General features: G+C 64.5%; 12 protein-coding genes. 6 read left to right on the top strand and 6 right to left on the bottom strand.

Annotated features, from left to right (window positions below; translation table 11 throughout):
* Positions 1-181: 181 nt before the first annotated feature.
* The 5 genes from IPM18_13285 to IPM18_13265 all read right to left on the bottom strand — a co-directional run bounded on the left by IPM18_13285 (position 182) and on the right by IPM18_13265 (position 8,142).
* Positions 182-1,678, bottom strand: coding sequence for a family 16 glycosylhydrolase (locus IPM18_13285; protein MBK9120553.1), 1,497 nt, complete (start codon positions 1,676-1,678; stop codon positions 182-184).
* An 88-nt stretch (positions 1,679-1,766) separates the two neighbouring features.
* Complete coding sequence (locus IPM18_13280) at positions 1,767-5,051, bottom strand: hypothetical protein (protein ID MBK9120552.1); 3,285 nt, start codon at positions 5,049-5,051, stop codon at positions 1,767-1,769.
* A gap of 145 nt (positions 5,052-5,196) precedes the next feature.
* On the bottom strand, positions 5,197-5,850 hold the full coding sequence (locus tag IPM18_13275) for a hypothetical protein (protein ID MBK9120551.1): 654 nt from the start codon (positions 5,848-5,850) through the stop codon (positions 5,197-5,199).
* 178 nt (positions 5,851-6,028) lie between these two features.
* Complete coding sequence (locus tag IPM18_13270) at positions 6,029-7,108, bottom strand: type II secretion system protein (protein ID MBK9120550.1); 1,080 nt, start codon at positions 7,106-7,108, stop codon at positions 6,029-6,031.
* Positions 7,105-8,142, bottom strand: a complete 1,038-nt coding sequence (locus IPM18_13265; GenBank protein ID MBK9120549.1) for a LacI family DNA-binding transcriptional regulator — start codon at positions 8,140-8,142, stop codon at positions 7,105-7,107. Before IPM18_13265 ends, IPM18_13270 begins: the two co-directional genes overlap by 4 nt.
* A 332-nt stretch (positions 8,143-8,474) precedes the next feature.
* Here IPM18_13265 and IPM18_13260 point away from each other — a divergent pair, with 332 nt between their 5' ends.
* From IPM18_13260 to IPM18_13235, 6 genes are all read left to right on the top strand, one after another.
* Positions 8,475-11,015 carry a hypothetical protein gene (locus tag IPM18_13260; GenBank protein MBK9120548.1) on the top strand — a complete coding sequence of 847 codons (2,541 nt, stop codon included), beginning with the start codon at positions 8,475-8,477 and terminating at the stop codon, positions 11,013-11,015.
* A gap of 2 nt (positions 11,016-11,017) precedes the next feature.
* Positions 11,018-12,511 (top strand): extracellular solute-binding protein, encoded by a 1,494-nt coding sequence (locus IPM18_13255; GenBank protein ID MBK9120547.1) that lies wholly within the window; start codon positions 11,018-11,020, stop codon positions 12,509-12,511.
* Positions 12,508-13,416, top strand: a complete 909-nt coding sequence (locus IPM18_13250) for a sugar ABC transporter permease (GenBank protein MBK9120546.1) — start codon at positions 12,508-12,510, stop codon at positions 13,414-13,416. Before IPM18_13255 ends, IPM18_13250 begins: the two co-directional genes overlap by 4 nt.
* An 11-nt stretch (positions 13,417-13,427) precedes the next feature.
* Positions 13,428-14,336 (top strand): carbohydrate ABC transporter permease, encoded by a 909-nt coding sequence (locus IPM18_13245; GenBank protein MBK9120545.1) that lies wholly within the window; start codon positions 13,428-13,430, stop codon positions 14,334-14,336.
* A 58-nt stretch (positions 14,337-14,394) separates the two neighbouring features.
* On the top strand, positions 14,395-17,565 hold the full coding sequence (locus tag IPM18_13240; protein MBK9120544.1) for a hypothetical protein: 3,171 nt from the start codon (positions 14,395-14,397) through the stop codon (positions 17,563-17,565).
* Between the two features lie 449 nt (positions 17,566-18,014).
* Positions 18,015-18,308, top strand: a complete 294-nt coding sequence (locus tag IPM18_13235) for an IS66 family transposase zinc-finger binding domain-containing protein (protein ID MBK9120543.1) — start codon at positions 18,015-18,017, stop codon at positions 18,306-18,308.
* On the opposite strand, the gene IPM18_13230 is transcribed toward IPM18_13235, so the two are convergent.
* A complete protein-coding gene (locus IPM18_13230; protein ID MBK9120542.1) occupies positions 18,291-19,724 on the bottom strand; it encodes a SpoIIE family protein phosphatase in 1,434 nt (477 codons plus the stop codon). The genes IPM18_13235 and IPM18_13230 overlap by 18 nt on opposite strands.
* Positions 19,725-19,745 lie beyond the last annotated feature (21 nt).

Below are 19,745 nucleotides of genomic sequence, written 5' to 3'. Positions count from 1 at the left end.
ACATGTTCTGGGCGTATACCGCATGTGTGCCACGCGGGGCCACGTTCCGCAACTCTAGCCCGGCGGCGGCGAATGCACGAACCTCGGGTGGAGCGGCGGCATGCAACCAGCGCGGGAACAGACGAGCGCGGACCGGACGGGCCAGCGTCTGGCGCTGTGGCTCCTGTTCGGCGCCGCGGCGTCACCCTCCGTAGGTCCGTTGAAATTCGGCGAGATCCCACAGATCGAGATCGAGGTCACGGTCGATGTCGCACTTCAACAGCGCCTGGCCGTGGCAAGCTGGGTTGGACGGCAGTGCCCCCGGTCCACCGAGACACAGCAGGAGGGGCAGTACATCACTGAAATCCACGTTGCCGTCGCGATTGATATCCGCCGCGAAGAAGAAGTCGAAGTAACTCAGGTTGTAGCCGGAAACGGATGCGCCATTCGCGAACCGCAGCACAGACTCGCCCGCCGGGAGCGTGAAGCGCTGTTCGACGGCCGTCCACACTTGCCAGCCGCCGGTGCCTGGAACGAGGAAGTCCCCGCCGATTGGCAAGCCGTCCAGCAGCAGGTTGAACACACCGCCGCCGGTGGGCGACGCGACGCGCGCGACCGCGTCGAATGTTCCGGCTCGGCGAACGGCGATGGTGTACTGGATCCACTCGCCGGGCTCGATCCACCCGACGTTGTAGCCACCGTGGGAGGCGACCTGCAAGTCGACGCCCTCCGCCCGGTACTGCCCGCCGTGGTTGACGGCATCGGCGTCATGGTAGGCGACGCCTTCTCCGCCGTGGTCGAAATCCTCGGCCTCGATGCGCCCGGGCAGCTCAAACGGCGCACCGTGGAATGGACACGTAGTGCACAAGTCATACACGCGCACATAGTCAATTGACATGACCTGGGGGAACGACGTCGTGCTGTTCGGCGGCCCCGGCCAATCTCCACCCACGGCGACATTGAGCAGGAAGTGGAACGGGTGATCGAACGGTGCCCGCGGGTTCGACGGTGCTGCCGAACTCCACCACGTCGCGCTCGTCACGGTGTGGTAGGGCACTCCGTCGACGTACCAGCGCATGACGTCCGGTTCCCACACCAGCGTGTAGACGTGAAAATCGTCGGCGAAATTGCCCCCGGTCGAGAAGCTGGCACTGTTGTATACCTGCTGGGGCCAGCCGCCGCCGTAGATCAACGTGCCGTGCGCCGCATGCGGGATGTTGACGGCCTCGAGTATGTCGATTTCGCCACTGGCCGCCCAACCACCGTAAGGTGAGTTGGAAGGCAGCATCCAGAACGCCGGCCACAGCCCGGCGCCCTGCGGCAGACGAATGCGCGCCTCCATGCGGCCATAGAGGAAATCAACCCGGTTCAAGGAACGGATGCGGGCCGAAGTGTAGCGGTGGCCGTTCCAGTAATCCTCACGCGCCACGATGTGCAGCAAGCCATCGGCGACGAAAATGTTCTCGGGCCGGGCCGTGTACCACTGGAGCTCGTTGTTACCCCAACCGCAGATGCCATACGTACATCCGTTGCCGAGCATGTACTCCCAGTGATCCGGATTGAGACTCGTGCCGTCGAACTCGTCGGACCAGAGCAGTTGGCTCTGGGCCAGCGAGAAAGACGCCCCGGCCAGAGCGAGTGCTGCGAACACGGCCCGATGGCCGGTGCGGCGTAGCAAAGTGGGGTACGTCACAAGCACGGCGCCACTCTCTCCCGAAACTGCCTGGTGGCCGGGAAACTACTCGTCGCCACGCGACGGAAGCGTGCAGTCTCAATCGCCGGAGGAGTTACTCCGGAAGTACCAGCAGCGGTGGAACGATCCGGATAGCATTCAGGATACCATCCGCCGCATCGACATCGCCGTCTCCATCCAGATCACCACACGCGCATTCCGGGGCGACGGGGACACCGCTGCCGGCGAAACAGGCCTGTACCAGAGCGAAATCGCGCAGGTCAAGCGAGAGATCGCCGTTGCAGTTTGGCACAAGTGCGAGCAATACGTTATCGACGGTGAGCTGGCCGCCGGTGTTCCATGTGCTCGTCTCTTCGGCGAACGTGGCCGTCACCGTGAACGAATCGGGGATTGTGACCACCGTGCCGCTTGCGGTGTACGCCATGTTGTCGATCACGAGGTTGATGGGGCTTCCCCAGGTCGGCGTCGTGAAGTTCGTAAACGCGACGGTGATGTTGTAGGTCGGCTGGAAGTAGTCGAACGAACCGTTGGTCTGACCCGGGTCGGCGAAGCCGCGCGTCGCACCGCTGAGCGGCCCACCGATCGACTGCCACGAGCCGTTGGCCACGAGGCGGAAGTACAACGAATCAGTCTGAGCGTCCTCGACGCGCAACTCCACGACGCCGTAAGGCAGCGTGGTCCCGGCGGCGTTCAGCAGCGCCGAGAGCTCGCGGTCAGCGAGTGCGGCAAGGTTGTCGCCGGCGCCAGCGCTCAGATCCATGGGAACCGCCTGAAAGAACATTCCGGCCCACCATGAGTTGGTCGTCTGAGTCACGACCAGGCGCGCCGCCTGGCTGCCACCTACTCCGCAGCTTGCACAAGTCTCGATGAGCGAGCTGGTGACGCCTCCGGAGAAGGTGAACTCGTTGGGCAGTGCGGGATCCCAGGGGCCGGTCATCGGGCCGCTGGCGCCGGGTGTGCCATGCTCGAAGTCGATCACGGTGAGACCGGCGGCCGCTCCCGCCAAGTCGAGCGTCTGGACGTCAGCGCTGGTGATGAACCCGCCGACCGTCTTGAACTGCGTGTTGCCGGGTTCAAGAAACTCGAATCGGCCGACTTCGACGGCCTGGGTCGCCGGTGTGAGGTATAGGTTATCGATCTCGAGGATGCCGTCGCTTACCCAGGTGGTTGCGAGCGGCATCAGCGGCGGCGCGTCGACGAACGCGATAACCACGTGGTACGAGGCCGAATCTGTGTCGAAGCCGTTTCCGGGGGTGCCGTTGGCCGGCGGAAGTTCGACGGCGGTAGCGAGCGTGCCACCGACCTGTTGCCAGTTGCCGGTTGCGAGCATCTGGAATGCAAGGCGGTCACCCTCGGCATCTTCGATGCGAAGTTCGTAGTAGCCAAGCCCACCAAACGCACCCTGGCGTCCACGGATGTCGGCGGTGAGGGTGACCTGCGACAGGTCACTCGATGCCAACGCCAGACCGCCGTAGTCGATACCAGCGTACCAGGTGCCGCCCACGCCAGGTGCGAGGCCGCGCACCTCGAGTTTGAGCCCGCCATTGCCGTCGATTCCGCCAGTCGGGTCGCCGGAAACCGAGATGCCGGCGTCGAGGAAGGGGAAGACGGGCTGGGCGACGCCGGCGAAGGCCGCTTCGCCTTCGATGCCGGAGTCGATATTCAGTGTGTAGCCCGGTCCGCCCGTGGCTGGATCGTAGATGAGGCAGTCGGAGGCGTTGCCACTCCCGCAATCGCCGACCACGGTGTTGAAGTCTTCGTCCAAGGCGCTCGCCACGGCCCGAATGCCTTCGAGGCGCAGCGCATACGGATAGGCCGCGTCGCCTTTGATATCCGCAACAAGGATCAGCATGTTCGGATCCAGGATCTGGAACGCATTCGGATTGAGTGTGGGAATCTGCAGGTCGTCAAAGAACAGGCCCGCGTACCACGCGCTCCCGGCGGGGTTCGTGTTGGAGAGCAACAGATCATCGAGCTCGATCGTTCCGCCCGTGCCCCACAGTTGGATGTCAGAGAATGCGACCACGACGCGGTAGTAGCTCGCATTGCGGTTGAAGGCACCCGGGGCGGGCGTACCGTTCGCATCGGTTTCCAGCAATGTGTTTAACGGCCCCCCGATGGCTTGGAAGGAACCGGTCGCGGGCACGTCGGCGTACAACCGGTTGCCCGCGGGGTCTTCAATGCGAAGCTGAATACCACCGAGCACTTCTCCAACAGCGTTCACCGATCCGCGTGCCGTGGCTGTCAGAGCGAACTGGCTGAGGTCGGTTGCCCCGGGCCCCGAAGTCTGCACCGACGCATCATCCCACCAGACCGCGCCGCCCGCGAATGCGGGCTGGTCGAACCACAGCAGCACGCGGGCTACGGCGGCCCCGGCCGGTGCCGTGGCGCTTAACGTACCTTGGACCCACGTGTCCTGGACGAACTCAGGTGCCGCGGGATCGAGCACCACGATCTGGACGATGGACAGCACATTGGCCGCCGTGGCGTCGCGCCACTCGATGCGGAGCTGTGCCTGGTTGCCCGTGGCCGCGATCGGGTCAAACGACGGGGCGTATGCGAACGCAGAGAAGGTGACCGTCTGTCCGGGTTGTGTCGGCAGGTCCTGGAACAGGCCCGAGGGACCGGGGAAAGCGCCGAACATCTTGGCTGCAGCCGCGCCGGAGCGGGGCGGCACCTCGATCGGCGCGGGAGCTTCATACGCGTTGCCAAAGGCAACCCAGGCGCTGGCTTCCTCGAAGCCCGCATTACGCAAGACGACGCTCCCGGGCAATGCGCCGAGGTCGAACTGCAGACCCGCATACCACCCCCCAGTGTTGAGCGTCACGCCGTCCACGTCGAGCACCGCGCCGCCTGATCCCCCGATGCCGCCGCCGGGCAGTCCCGCGGCGCTCATGTGGCCGTTCAGCACCGCACTACCGAAGGTGCCACCGAAGGCGATTTCGCCGGAGATGCCGTCGTCCCAGTTACTGACGAAGTTGAATGTATCCGGCCCGGCCCCGCCCGCCAGGAAGATCCCGCCGCCCGTGCCCGTGACCGTGTTGAATGCCTGCCGGAGCAGGTCGTATTCCACGCCGCCGACTTCGATCACACCCGCCCCAGTGCCGCTCAGGCCGGCAGTGGGGCTGCCGCTTGCTGCGGCGAAGCCGATTCTCGCGTTGCCGGTGGTGCCTGCAAACGCAGACTCGCCGAAGATCCCGTTGTCCCAGCCCGACAGGAGACCGAAGCCCGAGCCGGTGAAGAACGTACCTCCACCCGTCCCGGTGGCACTATTGAAGTTCTCGTTGAGAATCTGGCCACTTGCGACCGCGACTGTCAGCAGGGCCACGATGCAGCTTGCCGCGCACCATGAGCGCATGAGAGGTTTACGTGCGAACATCTTCCTGGCCTCCTGGCGTGATCCGCGAAACTTCTTCACCAACAGAGCAGTCGGACGGCTCGGCGTTCATGTACTGAACTTCGGGGACTTGGTGGAACACTTGCCGACGCCCCCCGGAAGATCCGGGGGGCGTGCAACCTCACTGCTAGCGACGGCGCATGAGCGTCGCGACGGACAGCAGCAGGACAAGGGCTGCCGGCTCCGGCACAACGACGACCTGGCCAAGCTGGTGGACCGTGGCCGGATTCGCATTCGCGCCATCGGTCGCAAAACCGTACTGCGGCACCAGACCTGGAATGTTGGGTACGGCGAGGTTCAGCGCGAAGGGCTGGCCGTGAACCAATGGCACGCTCACTTCTGCGATCGTTGCCCAGCCCGCGCCCGGGTCGAGGACTTTGATGAACGCGTGGGTGGAGTAGCCATCCACGAACGTGTTGGACAGGGTGTGCCCGACGAATTCGACCGTTTGGCCGACAAGGGTCGGGTCCTCGACATACATGTTCGCGTTCATCCACTTCGCGCCGGTGCCGTCGGGGTTCACCCAGAACGCGTCCCCAGGGTTGTAAGTATTCGTATTGGGGCTCAGCACGAGTTGTGGTCCGTCGAACACGGCCTGCAGATCCGCGGTACCCCAGGGGCTGCCGAAGACATACGCGCCGCTGCCTACCGGTAACTGGAAAACGTTCATGTAGCCGATCCAGTTCAGCCCCGGGTCGACCGTCACGGTCACGCTGGAAAAGGACGGTGCCGCGCAGCAGAGCGTGGCAGACAAAGCTACGAGACACTTGATTGTTCGCATTTCTGACTCCTCCTCTTGGATGTGGCGCCCTGCGGTGCCCAAAGGTGAATTGCCAGCCGAGGTGGCTTACAGCACAACGATGCAAGAGCTCCTGTGCCCATTGTAAAGGCATGGGCAGCCGGAATCCGACTGAAACAGTTCCATCCGTTCGCGTTTATCAGACACATGGCATGGGGGCTCAGAAGCCGGGGCACTCGGCCGGCTTGTAGGGCGACACCCGTACCCGCGGCGTGAAGTAATTGACCTTGTTATCACCTGGGATATCAATCTTGCGACCCGTGCCGTTCACACCAAGCGCACTGGCATCCGCGCGCGCCACATTGATCCGCCCGCCCGGATGCCGGAACAGTGGCAGGCGGCCATGCCGTTCCTGGAAGTCACCCAGATACGGACCCTTGGCCTGCGCACTGAGCAAGAGCGATGCAAAGCGCCACTCGGGCTCCGGGTTCGGGATGTCGTCGAGACTCGCCCCGATGTCCGTGAACAGGGCGACTTCGCTCGGCCGGAAGATCTTGTCCAGATTGCCCTGCAGCCGCCGCCCGTCGTTCGCGCACGGGAATCCCGGGGGCGCAAACACCTCGCCATAGCACTCCACGCAGTCTCCGTTGGGGAGCAAGCCCGCGCGCCAACACGCCGGAATGGTCAGGCCGGTCAGGGCGGTCGGTGCCACGTCCGAGCCCACCACATCCTCGTTCACGCCGTAGCTCAGGAACCCCCAATACTCCACGGCCCCCGCCCCGGCGGGTCCGCTGGGGGCCCCGGACAGCAGCCCGGTTTCGCGCGGGTAGAACGGTGTTGCCACGCGCACCGCGTCACTCGGACACACCAGGAACTTCAACTCGGCGTTCATCTCCTGGAGGCGTTCTCTGGCGAGCGCGTAGGTGCCCTCCCGAACACCCCAATCCCAGTTGTTCCCGTATGGCATACCGGTGCCGCGCGCCAGGGCCAGCGGCCAGGTCATCAGCTCGCCGTTTTGGGTATACCAGTACTTAGTCCGCGCCGGGTCGACCGCGTCTACGTTCTGTTGGTTCGCGACGAGCTGCATGCGACCCAGTTCGGTGTAGATTACATGCGCGGCCTGTCCGGCGCTGCGCAGATTGGACAGGCATTTCGTCGTCTTGGCGGCTTCCCGGGCACGACTCAGGGCGGGCAGCAGGATGGAAATGAGCAGCGCGATGATTGCGACCACCACGAGCAACTCGATCAGCGTAAAGCCCCTGCGCCGCGGTGCGGCGAGCAGGTTTCGCCAGGGCGTCATGTTGCGCTCCTCTGTCGGCTCGCGCGGGTTCGAAGATGTGAGCCCGGCGGAGCGGTGGTCTGATTCACCTCGAAGAAGGTCGGGAAGGTGCGCCGCAGTCCTACGGCCGCTGCGCCGGTCAGGTTGCGCGTGAGCCAACGGGCCGCCTCATATCCAAGCCGGGCGGCATCCTGACACACCGCCGTCAGCGTGGGGCAGGCCCCGTACCTGGCGTCCGTGTCATCAATGCCGACAATCGAGAGGTCGTCGGGGATTCGCACGCCCAGCTCGTAGGCCCGCTTGATCGCGCCGATCGACGTCTGGGGATCCGCAAAAACAATCGCCGTCGGTCGCGGCCGCATGGTGATGGCGATGTTTACGGCCGCCGCCCCGCCTTCCTTCGTGTAGGGGTGCCGAAATACGAGGCGCTCGTCGAACGGGATGGCATGCGCTGCCAGGGCTTCGCAGTAACCGTCAAAGCGGTCGAGGTGATCACGATCCCGCGTGTTATGCATCGAGAACGCGATCCGCTTGTGCCCGAGAGAGACGAGATAATCGACCGCCCGGGTCGTGTCGCTGCGCGAATCACAATCGACAAAGTTCACATTCGGCTCTTCGAAGCGGTCACTGATGACCACGTGCGGAAATTCCTCGTTTGCGATGTCGATGCAGATGTGCCGGAGATCCGCCACGGTCCGCAGCAGGACACCGCGCAGCCCCTTACGCCGGAAGAAGTCGGTGTAGGTCTCGTTGGCTTGAATGTCGCGCTGCATGTTGAGGACGACGAGGTCGAACTTCCCCTCGTCGAGCCCGCGTGTAATGCCACCGAGCACGGCCGAGTCGAAGGGGTCTGAGACGGTGAGCGGTCCGGTGTAGCACAATCCGATACCCGTCAGGGTGCGCTTGCCGACCGCGGCGGTGTAGCCGCAGTGGTTGACCGCGCGCATGACTCGTTCGCGCGTGGCCGGACTCACCGCCGGGTCGTTGTTCAGCGCGCGCGAGACGGTGCTGATGGATACCCCGACCTGCTTGGCAATCGCACGAACCGATGACATGAAGAGCACTTTCTGCCGCGGGGTCTGAAGTGAAAGTAAACCGTGCGACAAAACAGTTTCATAAACTGTACCAAAGCATAGCTCCCGCATGCGGGGGCGTCAAGTCTCCGTTGAGAAGTGCTGAAATAACAGGATATTCGACCCGGTGAGTCGAATTATCAGACGTGCCCGATGACCCGCCCTGGCGACCTCCGCACCCAGCGTGCACCTCCGGTGATGAAACTGATTCATAAACACTGTGATCGACAAGTGGGTTGGCGGGCCGCCACGCTGAGCGCCCGGCCTGGGGTGGCCGGACGCGGTGCCGTCAACAGCGAACGGAACACTTTTTTATGCTGGTTGACGCGCGGCACCTTTGCTACATTGCGATTGCCATGGCATGCAATTCACCAGGCCGCGCGCCGCTGATCCACCTTCCGCTGCAATGGATAGCGCTACTGCGTGCCGGTTGGCGAAACAGCGCGCTGCACATCCGTGTGTGCTCGTCCTGGCTGCTGGTGGCTGGGTTGGCATGGTCCGCCGCCGCCGTGATCGCCGGTCAAGCGGACCCGCCAAGCGACCTGCGGCCGCTGCAACTCTGGCAGGGCGGCCGCTGGGTCGGCAACGCGATTTCCTACGGCCCGCACCGCGACGGTCAGGCGCCCGGCGGCGCGCAGCCCAGCGAAGCGCAACTTGCAGAAGACCTCGACCTGCTCGCCAGACACTGGGGCCTGCTCCGCATGTATGCAGCCGGCGGAGCGGCCGAATCCGTTGTGCGCCTCATCCATGAGCGTAAGCTCGGCATGCAGGTTTTGCTCGGTGCGTGGATCGCCCCGGAATCCGGCCCCGAAGCGGTCTCCGCCAACCGCCGTGAAGTTGCCTGCGCCATCCAGCTCGCCAATGCCTACCCGGATGTCGTGATCGGCGTCAGCGTCGGCAATGAAACCCAAGTTTCCTGGTCCGCGCACCGTGTCGCCCCCGACGTGCTCATCCCGTATCTTCGCGAGGTGCGCGCGCGTACACGTGTTCCCGTGACGACGGCGGATGACTACACCTTCTGGCTTGAGCCGCGCAGCAGGGAAATCGCGGCGGAGGTTGACTTCATCGCAACGCACATCTACGCCATGTGGCGCGGTGTGCAGCTCGAGGATGCCGTCGCATTCACGCAGCGCGAGTTCGCCATGGTTCAGGCGGCTCATCCAGCCCACCCGATCGTGCTGACCGAAGTCGGCTGGGCGACGAAGAGGCATACCGAAGGTGAAGAAGCAAGGCACATCCGCGGCCGGGCCGGTACGGTGGAACAAGCCCAGTTCTATGCCGATTTCCTTGCTTGGACCACACGCCAGCAAGTGCCCAACTTCTATTTCCAGGCCTTTGACGAGAAGTGGAAGGGGGGCGCGCACCCGGACGAAGTCGAAAAGCACTGGGGCCTGTTCGAGAGTGACCGCACACCGAAGCTGGCGTTGCGCAGCCAGACGGCCCGTGTTACGCAGGATTGGCAACAGCGCGTCACAGCCCTCGCCTGGATCTGCTACAACCCGACCCACTCCAATCCGCAGGAGAATTCCTACGCAGACACGCCGGAGGTCCGGGCCGATCTCACGATCCTGCGAAAGGGTGGTTTCTCCGGACTGATTACTTACGGCTGCAAGCCGGAGCGCCTCAGGGAAATCATCCCCCTGGCCGCCGCAGCGGGGTTCCGCGGTGTGATCCTCGGGGTCTGGGACCCGCTTGACGAAGAGGAACTCGCCCACGCGCGCGCCCTAGGCGCGCATGAGCTGGTCCTCGGCGTCTGCGTGGGTAACGAGGGGCTCGGCCAGCGCTACAGCTTTGAGCAACTGGTTGTTGCGATGGATCGCTTGCGCTCCGCAATCCATAAACCCGTGACCACGACGGAGGAGATCGGCGACTACGTCGAGGCCCGGGTCCTGCACGTCGGCGATTGGGTCTTTCCCAACGCTCATCCTGTCTACCACCACTGCAGTACCGTGGAGGCCGCTGTACGGTGGACGCGCGGTGCTTATGAGGATCTGCAGCGTCGAGCCGACCGGTTCGTCTGGTTGAAGGAAGTTGGTTGGCCCACTGCGGGCGGCGCGACCTACACCCCGGCCGCCCAGCGGGAATACTATGAGCAACTCGCTACGTACCCGCTCGTGTTCGCTTACTTCGAGGCCTTCGATCAGACGTGGAAGGAGTGGCGTGCGTTCGAGCCGCATTTCGGGCTCTACGATGCGGGGCGGGTAGCGAAACCCCTTGCCGCGGCATTCCAGGCGAACGGCCCGCCGCCGCAGACCGTCCCGGCGCACCCGGCTCCCACGTCCCAGCCCGCCGGCGAGACCGCACCGCGCCCGCCGTTCTGTGTCTATCGCGACGCTCACGCACCGCAGAACCACTTCACGCCGACCGGCCGCCAGGGCGATGCCGGGGATGTCCATGTCGACGAGGCCTGGCGCACCAACCCGCGCAGTGGCGACACCTGTATCAAGCTGACACTCGCGGTGAGGGGCGCCGGCCCCAACCTGTGCGATTACGGTCCGCCCTGCCGCTGGGCCGGTCTGCGCTGGTTGCATCCTGCGCATAACTGGGGCCGCGACGAAGCGCATGCGGGTGTCGGTTTCGACCTCCGTGGCTACCGCCGACTTACCTTTTGGGCGCGCGCCGCCGCCCCCGGCACGGTGAGCTTCACCGTTGGCGGTGTGGACACAGAGTACGGGGACTCACTTGCGTTTCCTGCGACAGCGGTGCATCGGATCGATACCGATTGGCGGCAGTACTCGATCGATCTCACCGGCTGCGATCTGCGGCATGTGATCGCCGGGTTCGGCTGCAGCAGCTCCTGGGACGTCAACCCCTCCGGCCTCACGATCTACCTGGACGACATCTATTTCGAGTAGCGATGCTCTGGCTTATGCGACGACTCGCCAGAATACTCCGTGTCGGCATCATCGCAGCCATGGCCGCGGCAGCGCTCGGCCTCGTGTTCTTCGGCCCGCGCACGATCGGCAATCTTCCGCCGGACCGCGTGGTTGTCCGCTACTGGGAGAAGTGGACCGACTTTGAGGGGGTCGCGATGCGGCGGCTCGTCGGGGTCTTCAATGACACGGTCGGTGCGGAGCGAGGCATTTACGTCCAGTATGAATCCACGACCCAGATCGACCTCAAGAGTCTGGTCGCGATTGCCGGCGGCGACCCGCCCGATCTCATCGGCCTCTGGCCTCACCTGATCGCTTCCTACGCCAACAAGGGCGCCCTCCTGCCACTCGGGCAGCGCGCCACCGACGCCGGCATCTCCGCGGACGACATCATTCCGGTATACTACGAACAGTGCACCTATCGCGGCGAGCTCTATGGCCTCCCGCTGACACCCTGGTCACTCGCCCTGTACTACAACCTGGACGTCTTCGCCGAAAACGCCGAAGCGCTCCGCGCCGCCCACCTCGATCCGAACCGTGCCCCGCGCACCACGTCCGAACTCCTCGCCTACTGTCGCGTCCTCGCTGGCCGTGATGAACGCGGTGTGCTGACCCGGATGGGTTTCATTCCCGGCCACGTCGGTAACATCGGCTGGTACTGGTACACCTGGCCACTGTGGTTCGGCGGCCATTTCACCGTTTGCGAAAGTGGCGTTCTGGTCGGCAACGCACCGGAGTGGAAAGCCGCGCTCGCCTTTATCCGTGAGTTCGCCGACACCTTCGGTGGGAACGACCTTGGCCGCTTTGAGAGTGGCCTGAGCAACTTCAACTCTCCTGACAATCCGTTCATGATCGGTAAGCTCGCGATGATGCAGCAGGGGCCGTGGTTTGCGAACATGATTCGTCACTATGCCCCGACGCTGCGCTACGCTGCCGCGCCTGTCCCCACCGTCGACGGAGAGCCGCGCAGCTACGTCGGCCAGGACATCCTCATCATCCCGCGCGGCGCGCGGCACCCGGAGGCCGCCTGGACCTTCATCGCCTGGCTCTACACCAGCCCACCCGTCCAGGTCCCCTCGGGAGAAGCCGAGCCCCAGCCCGGTTATGAGTACTACACTTACCGCACGGGCGATCGCACGGAGCACCGCCCCATGCCCCCGCTCCGCCCGATCGAATGGCTCAACTGGATTCACTACAAGGGCAGTCCGCTCAGGCACCCGGATCCGACCTTCACGGCCACGCACCCCAATCCCGTGATCGCCGTGCACGAACGCCTCGCCCGCCTGCCCGGCGCCGTGGGCGACCCCCCCCTGCCCGACTGGCTTGAATTACGCGAAGCATTCCACGCTGCGTACCTCGACGTCTGGCGCGGCAGCGCCGCCCCCGGTCCGCGCCTGGATCACCTCCAGCGTCGCATGGATCAGATCCATGAAACCACCCGCAAGAGTCTGGCCCGCTATGGCGAGACGTACCCATGAGCCGCGCCACCCGCAACTGCTCCGGCCAAGGTCATTCGCTCTCCGCAGGCCTGCTGTGGATCAGCCCCTGGGCTGTTGGCTTTGCACTCTTCATGCTGGTGCCGATGGTGATGGCGCTGTATCTCAGTCTCTGCGAATTCGATGGCATCCGCCGTCCCGTCTTCACGGGTTTCGACAACTTTCGCACGCTGCTGCATGACCCGACGTTCTGGAAGGTCCTCAAGAACACGGCGATCTACGCAGTGTTCTCCCTGCCGATCAGCGCCCTGCTTGCGATCCTTTTTGCGATTGCGCTGAACGCCCCGGTTCCCGGCCGCACGCTCTGGCGCGCCCTCATCTTTGTCCCCACGCTCGTGCCGATGGTCGCAACCGCCATGATCTGGATGTGGGTATTCAACGGGGAATACGGGCTGCTGAACATCGTGCTGCGCCCGCTGCTGCACATGTTGGGTGCCGCGCCGCCGAACTGGCTCGGAGATGCACGCTGGACGATGCCCGCCATGATCATTCTCAGTCTATGGCCGATCGGACATCCGGTCGTCATCTATCTAGCGGGTTTGCAGGAAGTCCCCACCGTCCTTTACGAGGCCGCACGCGTCGATGGTGCCGGTCCCTGGAATCGCCTCTGGAACGTTACGCTGCCGCTGCTCTCACCCACGATTTTTTATAACATCGTGATGGGCATCATTTTCGTCTGGCAGGTCTTCGCGATTCCCCACATCATGCTCCGCGGCGGCGGCCCCCAGCAGAACGTGTATTTCTACTCGATGTACCTCTACGACGTTGGTTTCACTTTCCAGCGTTTCGGTTACGCCTGCCTGCTGAGCTGGGTGCAGTTGCTCATTATTCTCGTTCTGACCGTCTGCGCCTTCCAACTCAGCAAGCGCGTCGTTCACTACCAGTGAGGCCGATCAGGATGTCTCGATCCTCGCTTGCGAACTGGGCCCGCGCCGTGCTCCTCGCCATCGTCGGTGGCCTCTGGGTGGCGCCCCTCGTCTGGATGGTCGGTACCAGCGTCAAGCCGCAGGAAGAAGTCACCACCGGGCAGTTCCAACTGCTGCCCCGGGAACCCGCCCGGATCGGCCTCTACGCGTACGAGAACTACTACGCCGGTCGCGCGCGCTTCAGCGGCCCCGACGGTCTCGAACGCGCCGGATACGAGGGTGTTCTGACAAGTGATAACGTCCATTTCATCCTCTACCTGCGCAACACGCTCATCGTCGCTCTGCTCGGTGTATGTGGCATGGTTCTCTCCAGCGCAATCGCTGCGTATGGCTTCGCCCGCATACAGTGGCCGGGCCGGAATGCCATCTTTCTGTGCGTGCTCACGACGACCATGATTCCGTTTCCCGCGATCATGATCCCCTCGTATTTCCTCTTCAAGTCATTCGGTTGGATCGGCACGCTGGCACCGCTGTGGGTTCCCGCCCTTTTCGGCAACGCCTTCAACATCTTTCTACTCCGCCAGTTCTTCCTCCAGATTCCCAACGACCTGTCCGAAGCCGCGCGTCTCGACGGGCTCAGCCATTGGGGCATCTTCTGGCGCATTATTCTGCCGCTCTCCCGCCCCGCGCTGGTCGTCGTCGCGCTCTTTCACACGATGTTCGTCTGGAATGATTTCCTCGGACCCCTCATCTACCTCAATCACCAGGAAACCTTCACGCTGGCACTCGGCCTGCAGTTCTATCAGGCCCAGCACGGTGGCACGCCCTGGAACCTGCTGATGGCCGCCTGCACGCTCGTCACCCTCCCGCTGCTCGTGCTGTTCGCGTTGAGCCAGCGCACCTTCATCGAGGGCATTGCCAGTACCGGAATCAAGGGATAGTCCAGCGGTGGTGCGACTGCCGCGCAGTTTGCCTCTCTCTGTGGAATCGAGCCCGCCTATGTCCGTGCACAGTGCTGCCCCCACCTGCGTCCCGGAGCGGATGGATCCCGTGTACCGTCTCGGCCCAGATGGCGCTTTTACAATCTCCCATTTCGAGGCGGGGCCGGCATTTTCCAGCTTCCTTCCCGGTTTCGCGGGGCTGTCGGGTACCCCGCTCTGGTGTTTCTACGTCAACCGGGCCCAGGCCATCGTCTCCTTCGGCAGCTCCGACAAGGACAATGCCATCGCCGAGTATCTACCGGCGAACTGGGCGTATCAACTGGTCGGGATCCAGGGATTCCGCACGTTCTGCCTGCTTGCGGGCGACTTCTATGAACCCTTCAGCACGCTGGGGTCCGCCGAGTGCGGGGAAGTCCGTGAGCTGAGCATCCACGCCGACGGCCTGGAGCTCACCAGCACTAACCCCGCGCGCGGACTGCAGGTTCACGTGGAGTACTACTCACCCCCTCATCTTCCGCTCGGGGCCCTCATCCGCCGTGTTCGGTTCACGAACATGGGTCCGGTACCGCTTGAACTCACGGCCCTCGACGGCCTCCCCATCATCCTGCCCGCGGGTGTGAGTGACCATGCGTTGAAGCACCAGCGCCATATCACAGCGGCCTACGCCTATACGCGCATCATTGCCAGGCATGTGCCGTACTTCGCAACCAAAGTCGCTGTTCATGATGAAGCGGAGGTCTCCACGGTCGTGCGAGGCAACTTCTATGCCGCCTGGCGCATCGCAGGAGCGCGGCTTCAGCCGCTTGAACCGCTCATCGACCCTGACGTGGTCTTCGGTCCCGGCCAAAGTCTCGCGTTCCCACACCTCTTCGTCCGCAACGGGGGCGCCATTGTTGCTGCGCAAATGTGGGAGAACCGATTGGCCTGCGCCCTCGTCCCGCTTCGTACCCGGCTGGCGCCGCGCGCATCCGTCGAGCTCGTGGCCCTCATCGGTGCCGCTCCCGACGCAGGTCTCGCCACGCGCTTCATTCAGTGTTTCGCGACCACAGCCGACTTCGAGAGGGCCCGTGCGGAGAGCCGCCGCGCGATCGCGGACGTCACGGCGCCGGCTGCGACCGTCTCCGCACACCCCGCGTTCGATGCCTATGCGCGCCTGAACTACCTCGACAACGTCCTGCGCGGCGGGGTGCCCGTGACGCTCCCTTCAGGTGCCGGCCCGACTCTGCTGCATGTATTCTCCCGCCGCCATGGTGATCTGGAACGCGATTACAACTACTTCGTCGTGCCAGCGCATCCACTCTCCAGCGGTGTGGGCAATTATCGCGACATCTGCCAGAATCGACGCAACGACGTATGGTTCTATCCCGAGGTCCGCGCCCTCGAATTGCGCATGTTCCTCGAACTCCTCCAGGCCGACGGTTTCAATCCCCTTGGAGTTGAGGGCTACCGCTGGATCGCCGCCGAAAAGCAGGTGGCCGAACTGGCTCCCCCCGAGCTTACTCCAGAGCAATGGAGCGACTTCCGCCTGATCATTACGCGCCCTTTCCAGCCCGGTGAACTGCTCCACTGGCTCGACTGCCACGCCCTGGAGGTGGGGGATCGCACCGCCTGGCTGCACCAGCTCATTGCGCGCTGCCAGCGCCGCCTCATGGCCACCGGCCACGACGGGGGTTACTGGATTGACCATTGGACTTATCTGGTCGACCTCCTCGAAGCTCTGGTGGCTATCTATCCCGATCAGCTCGCCTCGTTCCTGCACAACGGCCCCCACCTCGACTGGTTTGACGAAGGGGCCCGCGTCAATCCGCGCCGCACCAAGTACCAGCGCCGCTCTGCGGGCATGCGTCAACTCGATGCCGTCACCTGCGGCCAGCCACGTACGAAACCGTTACCACCGGTGACACCGTTCGGTAAACTTGTCGCACTCCTCGCCATCAAAGCGATTTCGTTCGATGCGCAGTGCCGTGGCCTCGAGATGGAAGCGGGCCGACCGGGCTGGAACGATGCGATGAACGGATTGCCGGGTCTCTTCGGCTCGTCGAGCTGCGAAGCCCTCGCCCTCGGCCGCCTCGCCAACTGGCTGCGCGACCACCTCGCTTCGGTACCTGATGTTGTGCTTCCCGCACCAATTGCGACTCTCACCCGTGACGCGCTGGCGCACCTCGCCGCGCCGGACTACAACTGGCGCGCGGAGGTCACGACGCGCGAGACATTCCGTGCGGCTCTTGCCCGCGACTCCGACGAGGCGACGGCCATGATTTCCGGCCTCGAAGTCACGCGCCTACTCGAGCTCGTGGCACACCGCACCAGCCACGCGGCGGACCGTTGCACCGACCCCGCGACGGGCCTCACGCACACCTACTTCCGTAACGAACCACGCACCGCCCCCGTCGACCCGGCTAGCGCCATTCCCGACGGCTCTGAACCGCTACCGCTCTTCCTCGAAGGCCAGGTCCACCGCCTCCGTCTTGTACGCGACCGCGCCGTCGCCCGCCGCATTTACGCTGCGGTCCGCGCAAGTGCGCTCTACGACCGGGACCTGAGCATGTACAAGCTCAATGCGCCGCTCACATCCTGCTCGCAGGACATCGGCCGGGCCCGCACGTTCACCCCCGGTTGGTTTGAGAACGAGTCGGTCTGGCTGCACATGACCTACAAGTACCTGCTTGAGCTCCTGCGCGTCGGCCTCTACGATGAGTTCTTCCACGACGCCGCCACCATGCTCGTCCCGTTCATGGAGCCACACACGTACGGACGCAGCATCCTCGAGAACAGCTCTTTCATCGCCTCCTCGGCGAACCCTGATCCCGCCACGCGCGGCCGCGGCTTCATCGCCCGCCTCAGTGGTTCGACGGCCGAATTCATTCATCTGTGGCTGCTCATGACCGTCGGCCCGCGGCCCTTCCGTCTTGACACTGCGGGCCAGCTCGAGTTCGCACCGTCTCCCGCGCTGCCCGGCGACTGGTTCACGCGCGCCGAAACACGATTGGAATGGGCGGGTGCCGAATACGCGCTTCCCGCTGATGCATTCGCTTGTGCGTTGCTCGGGCACACGCTGTTGGTCTACCACAACCACACCCGGCGCAACACCTTTGGCCCCGACGCCGTACGCCCCGTCCGCTACCAGCTCGATGCCCGCCCGCCCATAGACGCACCGGTACTGGCCACGGAGCACGCCACCCGCCTTCGGGAACGCCGAATCGCGCGTCTTGAGATCTGGCTCGAATAACCGGTTTGGTCTGGAATTCGGCGAGCATTGTTGCCAGATCGCCCGGTTCACGCTGGCCTTCACCGTCAGCCGGGCCTCGCTCATCTGGAAAGTCATGGTACCGTAACACTTTACCCGTCTGCATGATTTTCTGAGAATTCTGCCGCAGAGGCCTTGCGCTGGGAGCGCGCCCGCGCATATATCCGCGCCATGCGCAGCGCGGCGACGCACTCCAACTCGCTCGACGAACTCGTGGCGGCGCTACGGAGCGGCCGCTGCGATGAGGCCGCGGCACGCGAACTCTACGCTTTGGGACCCCACGCCGTCACGCTCGCCCTGCTCAGCGCCGCCCGCCGCATCACCGAGCAGGATGCCCGACTCGCACTGCTGGAATCGCAGCCCCAGGCGCCCGGCGTCGCCTCGCCCAGCACGCCCTCTGGCATGACGCCGGTCTACACAGCCGAACGCCGATGCCCGGCGCGCGTGACGGGCACCCTGGCGCCCGCCGGCCGCCGCCGCCGCGCATCGACCAGCGCCGCACGCACCGCCGCACAGTCTGCCCGGGCTGCGGCGGCCCGCTGCAACGCTGCAATCGAACCCGCACGCGTCTGATCGAAGACCTGCCCGAGAACCTGCAAGCGGTCGTCACCGAGCACACGATTCACCTCGACTACTGCCCGAGCTGCAAAAAGCACGTCGAACCGGTCGTGCCGGACGCGTTGCCCATTGCATGGAAGGTTTGCAGTTCAGTCGTCGATCTGTAGTGTCACGACGGTCAAGTCATCGAGCGGAAAGCCGAGGCGGCGTAGGGCCTTCTGACGACCTGCCAGTTGTGCCAGGGCCGCGTGGCAGCCCTCCCGCTCCAGGGTTCGCGCCCAATTCGAGTGCAGTACGTCCGTGGTGCGTTTTGGCCGCAGACGTCCGACTTGCTCAGCGGCCGAGGCCGAGAACACCTGTCCCCCACGGTCGCCGTTGGTGTGCGGTCGCGGCCGGGCTTGCGTAGCCGTATGGCTGCCACCGCTCCCGGCCGCCGCGAGCACCGGCGCGGAGAGGGCCGCCACAGGTTGTGTGGCCGAACGCTCGGCCGCCGCGATCGCCGTACGATTCCAGCCGGTGATGCGGGCGGCTGCGCGGCGCAGTCCCGCGGGCACCCCGTCTTGGACGTATTCGGGCAGTACCATCCGCTCAAGACCGTCGGAGTACAGTACGAGACTGTCGCCCGGTTCCAGTTGCAGGTAGGCCACTTCGAAGTGCGGATGCGGCATGACGCCCACCACGCTGCCGGCCGAAGTGACGGTCGAGAGCTTCCCATTCGCGGAACGCAGCAACGGATACGGCGTGCCGCCGCGGGCCAGCGCCAGTGAACGTGTACGGGTGTTCAGGACGCCGTAGACCGCCGCCACGAATGAACAGTCCGAGAGCTCGGCATCCTGGATGTCGCGATTCAGCCCTTGCAGTACCTCATCCGGGGGGAGGATGCGATAGCGCCCTCCATGGATCTCTTTGCCACGAAGGGCCCGCTTGATGTAAACGGTCAACAGGGCGGCCGAGATGCCGTGACCGGTGGCGTCGGCCAGGGCGATGGCGACGTGCTCCTCGTCGAGGCGATGTACATCGTAGATATCGCCGGAGACATAGTCGACCGGGCGGAACAGCGCATCGAACTGCAGACCGGGCAACTGCGGGAGACTGGTCGGCAGAAAGCCGCGCTGAACCTGACTCGCGAGGCGGAGCTGCCGCATGTAGCGCTGCGCGATGTGCTCGCCGGTGCGGCGGTTCGCGACCAGCCCGGTGTGAAGCGTGTGGAGCGATTTGCGCATGGAAAGGAGGGCGGCGAGGCGGCTGCCCAAGGCGGCCTCGTCGAGATTGCTTCCGTCCGTAACAGGCACACTGGGTGGGTGTCGCAGGGTCGGGACAGGACGACCACTGGAAGTGATCAGGAGCGTCGCGCGTGGGGCGCCCTCGAGCCGGTCGAAAAGGATACGGAGTGGTCCGGACAGGGGGCCGACGGCATCGGGCAGTACGAGCACGACCGCCGCGGCATGCTGCAATGCTTCGGCGTGCAGGGCGTTACCGAGCGTCATGAAACTGCTGGTCGCATGTGTGCTGGCTAATGCGCCCCGTAGGCACTCCGGTACGCGGTCGCCGGCGACAATGACCTGGATGTGTGGACGGGCCATGCGGCACCCGATCGAAGCCAC

It is taken from the genome of Phycisphaerales bacterium (genome assembly GCA_016716475.1).
GTDB lineage: Bacteria > Planctomycetota > Phycisphaerae > UBA1845 > Fen-1342 > JADJWG01.
Note: the sequence above shows the minus strand (reverse complement) of the source record. Positions and strands in the feature narration are given on the sequence as shown.

Excerpts from the sequence above, each read along its gene's own strand:
- IPM18_13240 (MBK9120544.1), top strand. The coding sequence starts at position 14,395 with ATGTCCGTGCACAGTGCTGCCCCCACCTGCGTCCCGGAGCGGATGGAT.
- IPM18_13235 (MBK9120543.1), top strand. The coding sequence starts at position 18,015 with ATGCCCGGCGCGCGTGACGGGCACCCTGGCGCCCGCCGGCCGCCGCCG.
- IPM18_13250 (MBK9120546.1), top strand. The coding sequence starts at position 12,508 with ATGAGCCGCGCCACCCGCAACTGCTCCGGCCAAGGTCATTCGCTCTCC.
- IPM18_13280 (MBK9120552.1), bottom strand. The coding sequence starts at position 5,051 with ATGTTCGCACGTAAACCTCTCATGCGCTCATGGTGCGCGGCAAGCTGC.
- IPM18_13275 (MBK9120551.1), bottom strand. The coding sequence starts at position 5,850 with ATGCGAACAATCAAGTGTCTCGTAGCTTTGTCTGCCACGCTCTGCTGC.
- IPM18_13265 (MBK9120549.1), bottom strand. The coding sequence starts at position 8,142 with ATGTCATCGGTTCGTGCGATTGCCAAGCAGGTCGGGGTATCCATCAGC.
- IPM18_13270 (MBK9120550.1), bottom strand. The coding sequence starts at position 7,108 with ATGACGCCCTGGCGAAACCTGCTCGCCGCACCGCGGCGCAGGGGCTTT.
- IPM18_13230 (MBK9120542.1), bottom strand. The coding sequence starts at position 19,724 with ATGGCCCGTCCACACATCCAGGTCATTGTCGCCGGCGACCGCGTACCG.
- IPM18_13245 (MBK9120545.1), top strand. The coding sequence starts at position 13,428 with ATGTCTCGATCCTCGCTTGCGAACTGGGCCCGCGCCGTGCTCCTCGCC.
- IPM18_13255 (MBK9120547.1), top strand. The coding sequence starts at position 11,018 with ATGCTCTGGCTTATGCGACGACTCGCCAGAATACTCCGTGTCGGCATC.
- IPM18_13260 (MBK9120548.1), top strand. The coding sequence starts at position 8,475 with ATGCTGGTTGACGCGCGGCACCTTTGCTACATTGCGATTGCCATGGCA.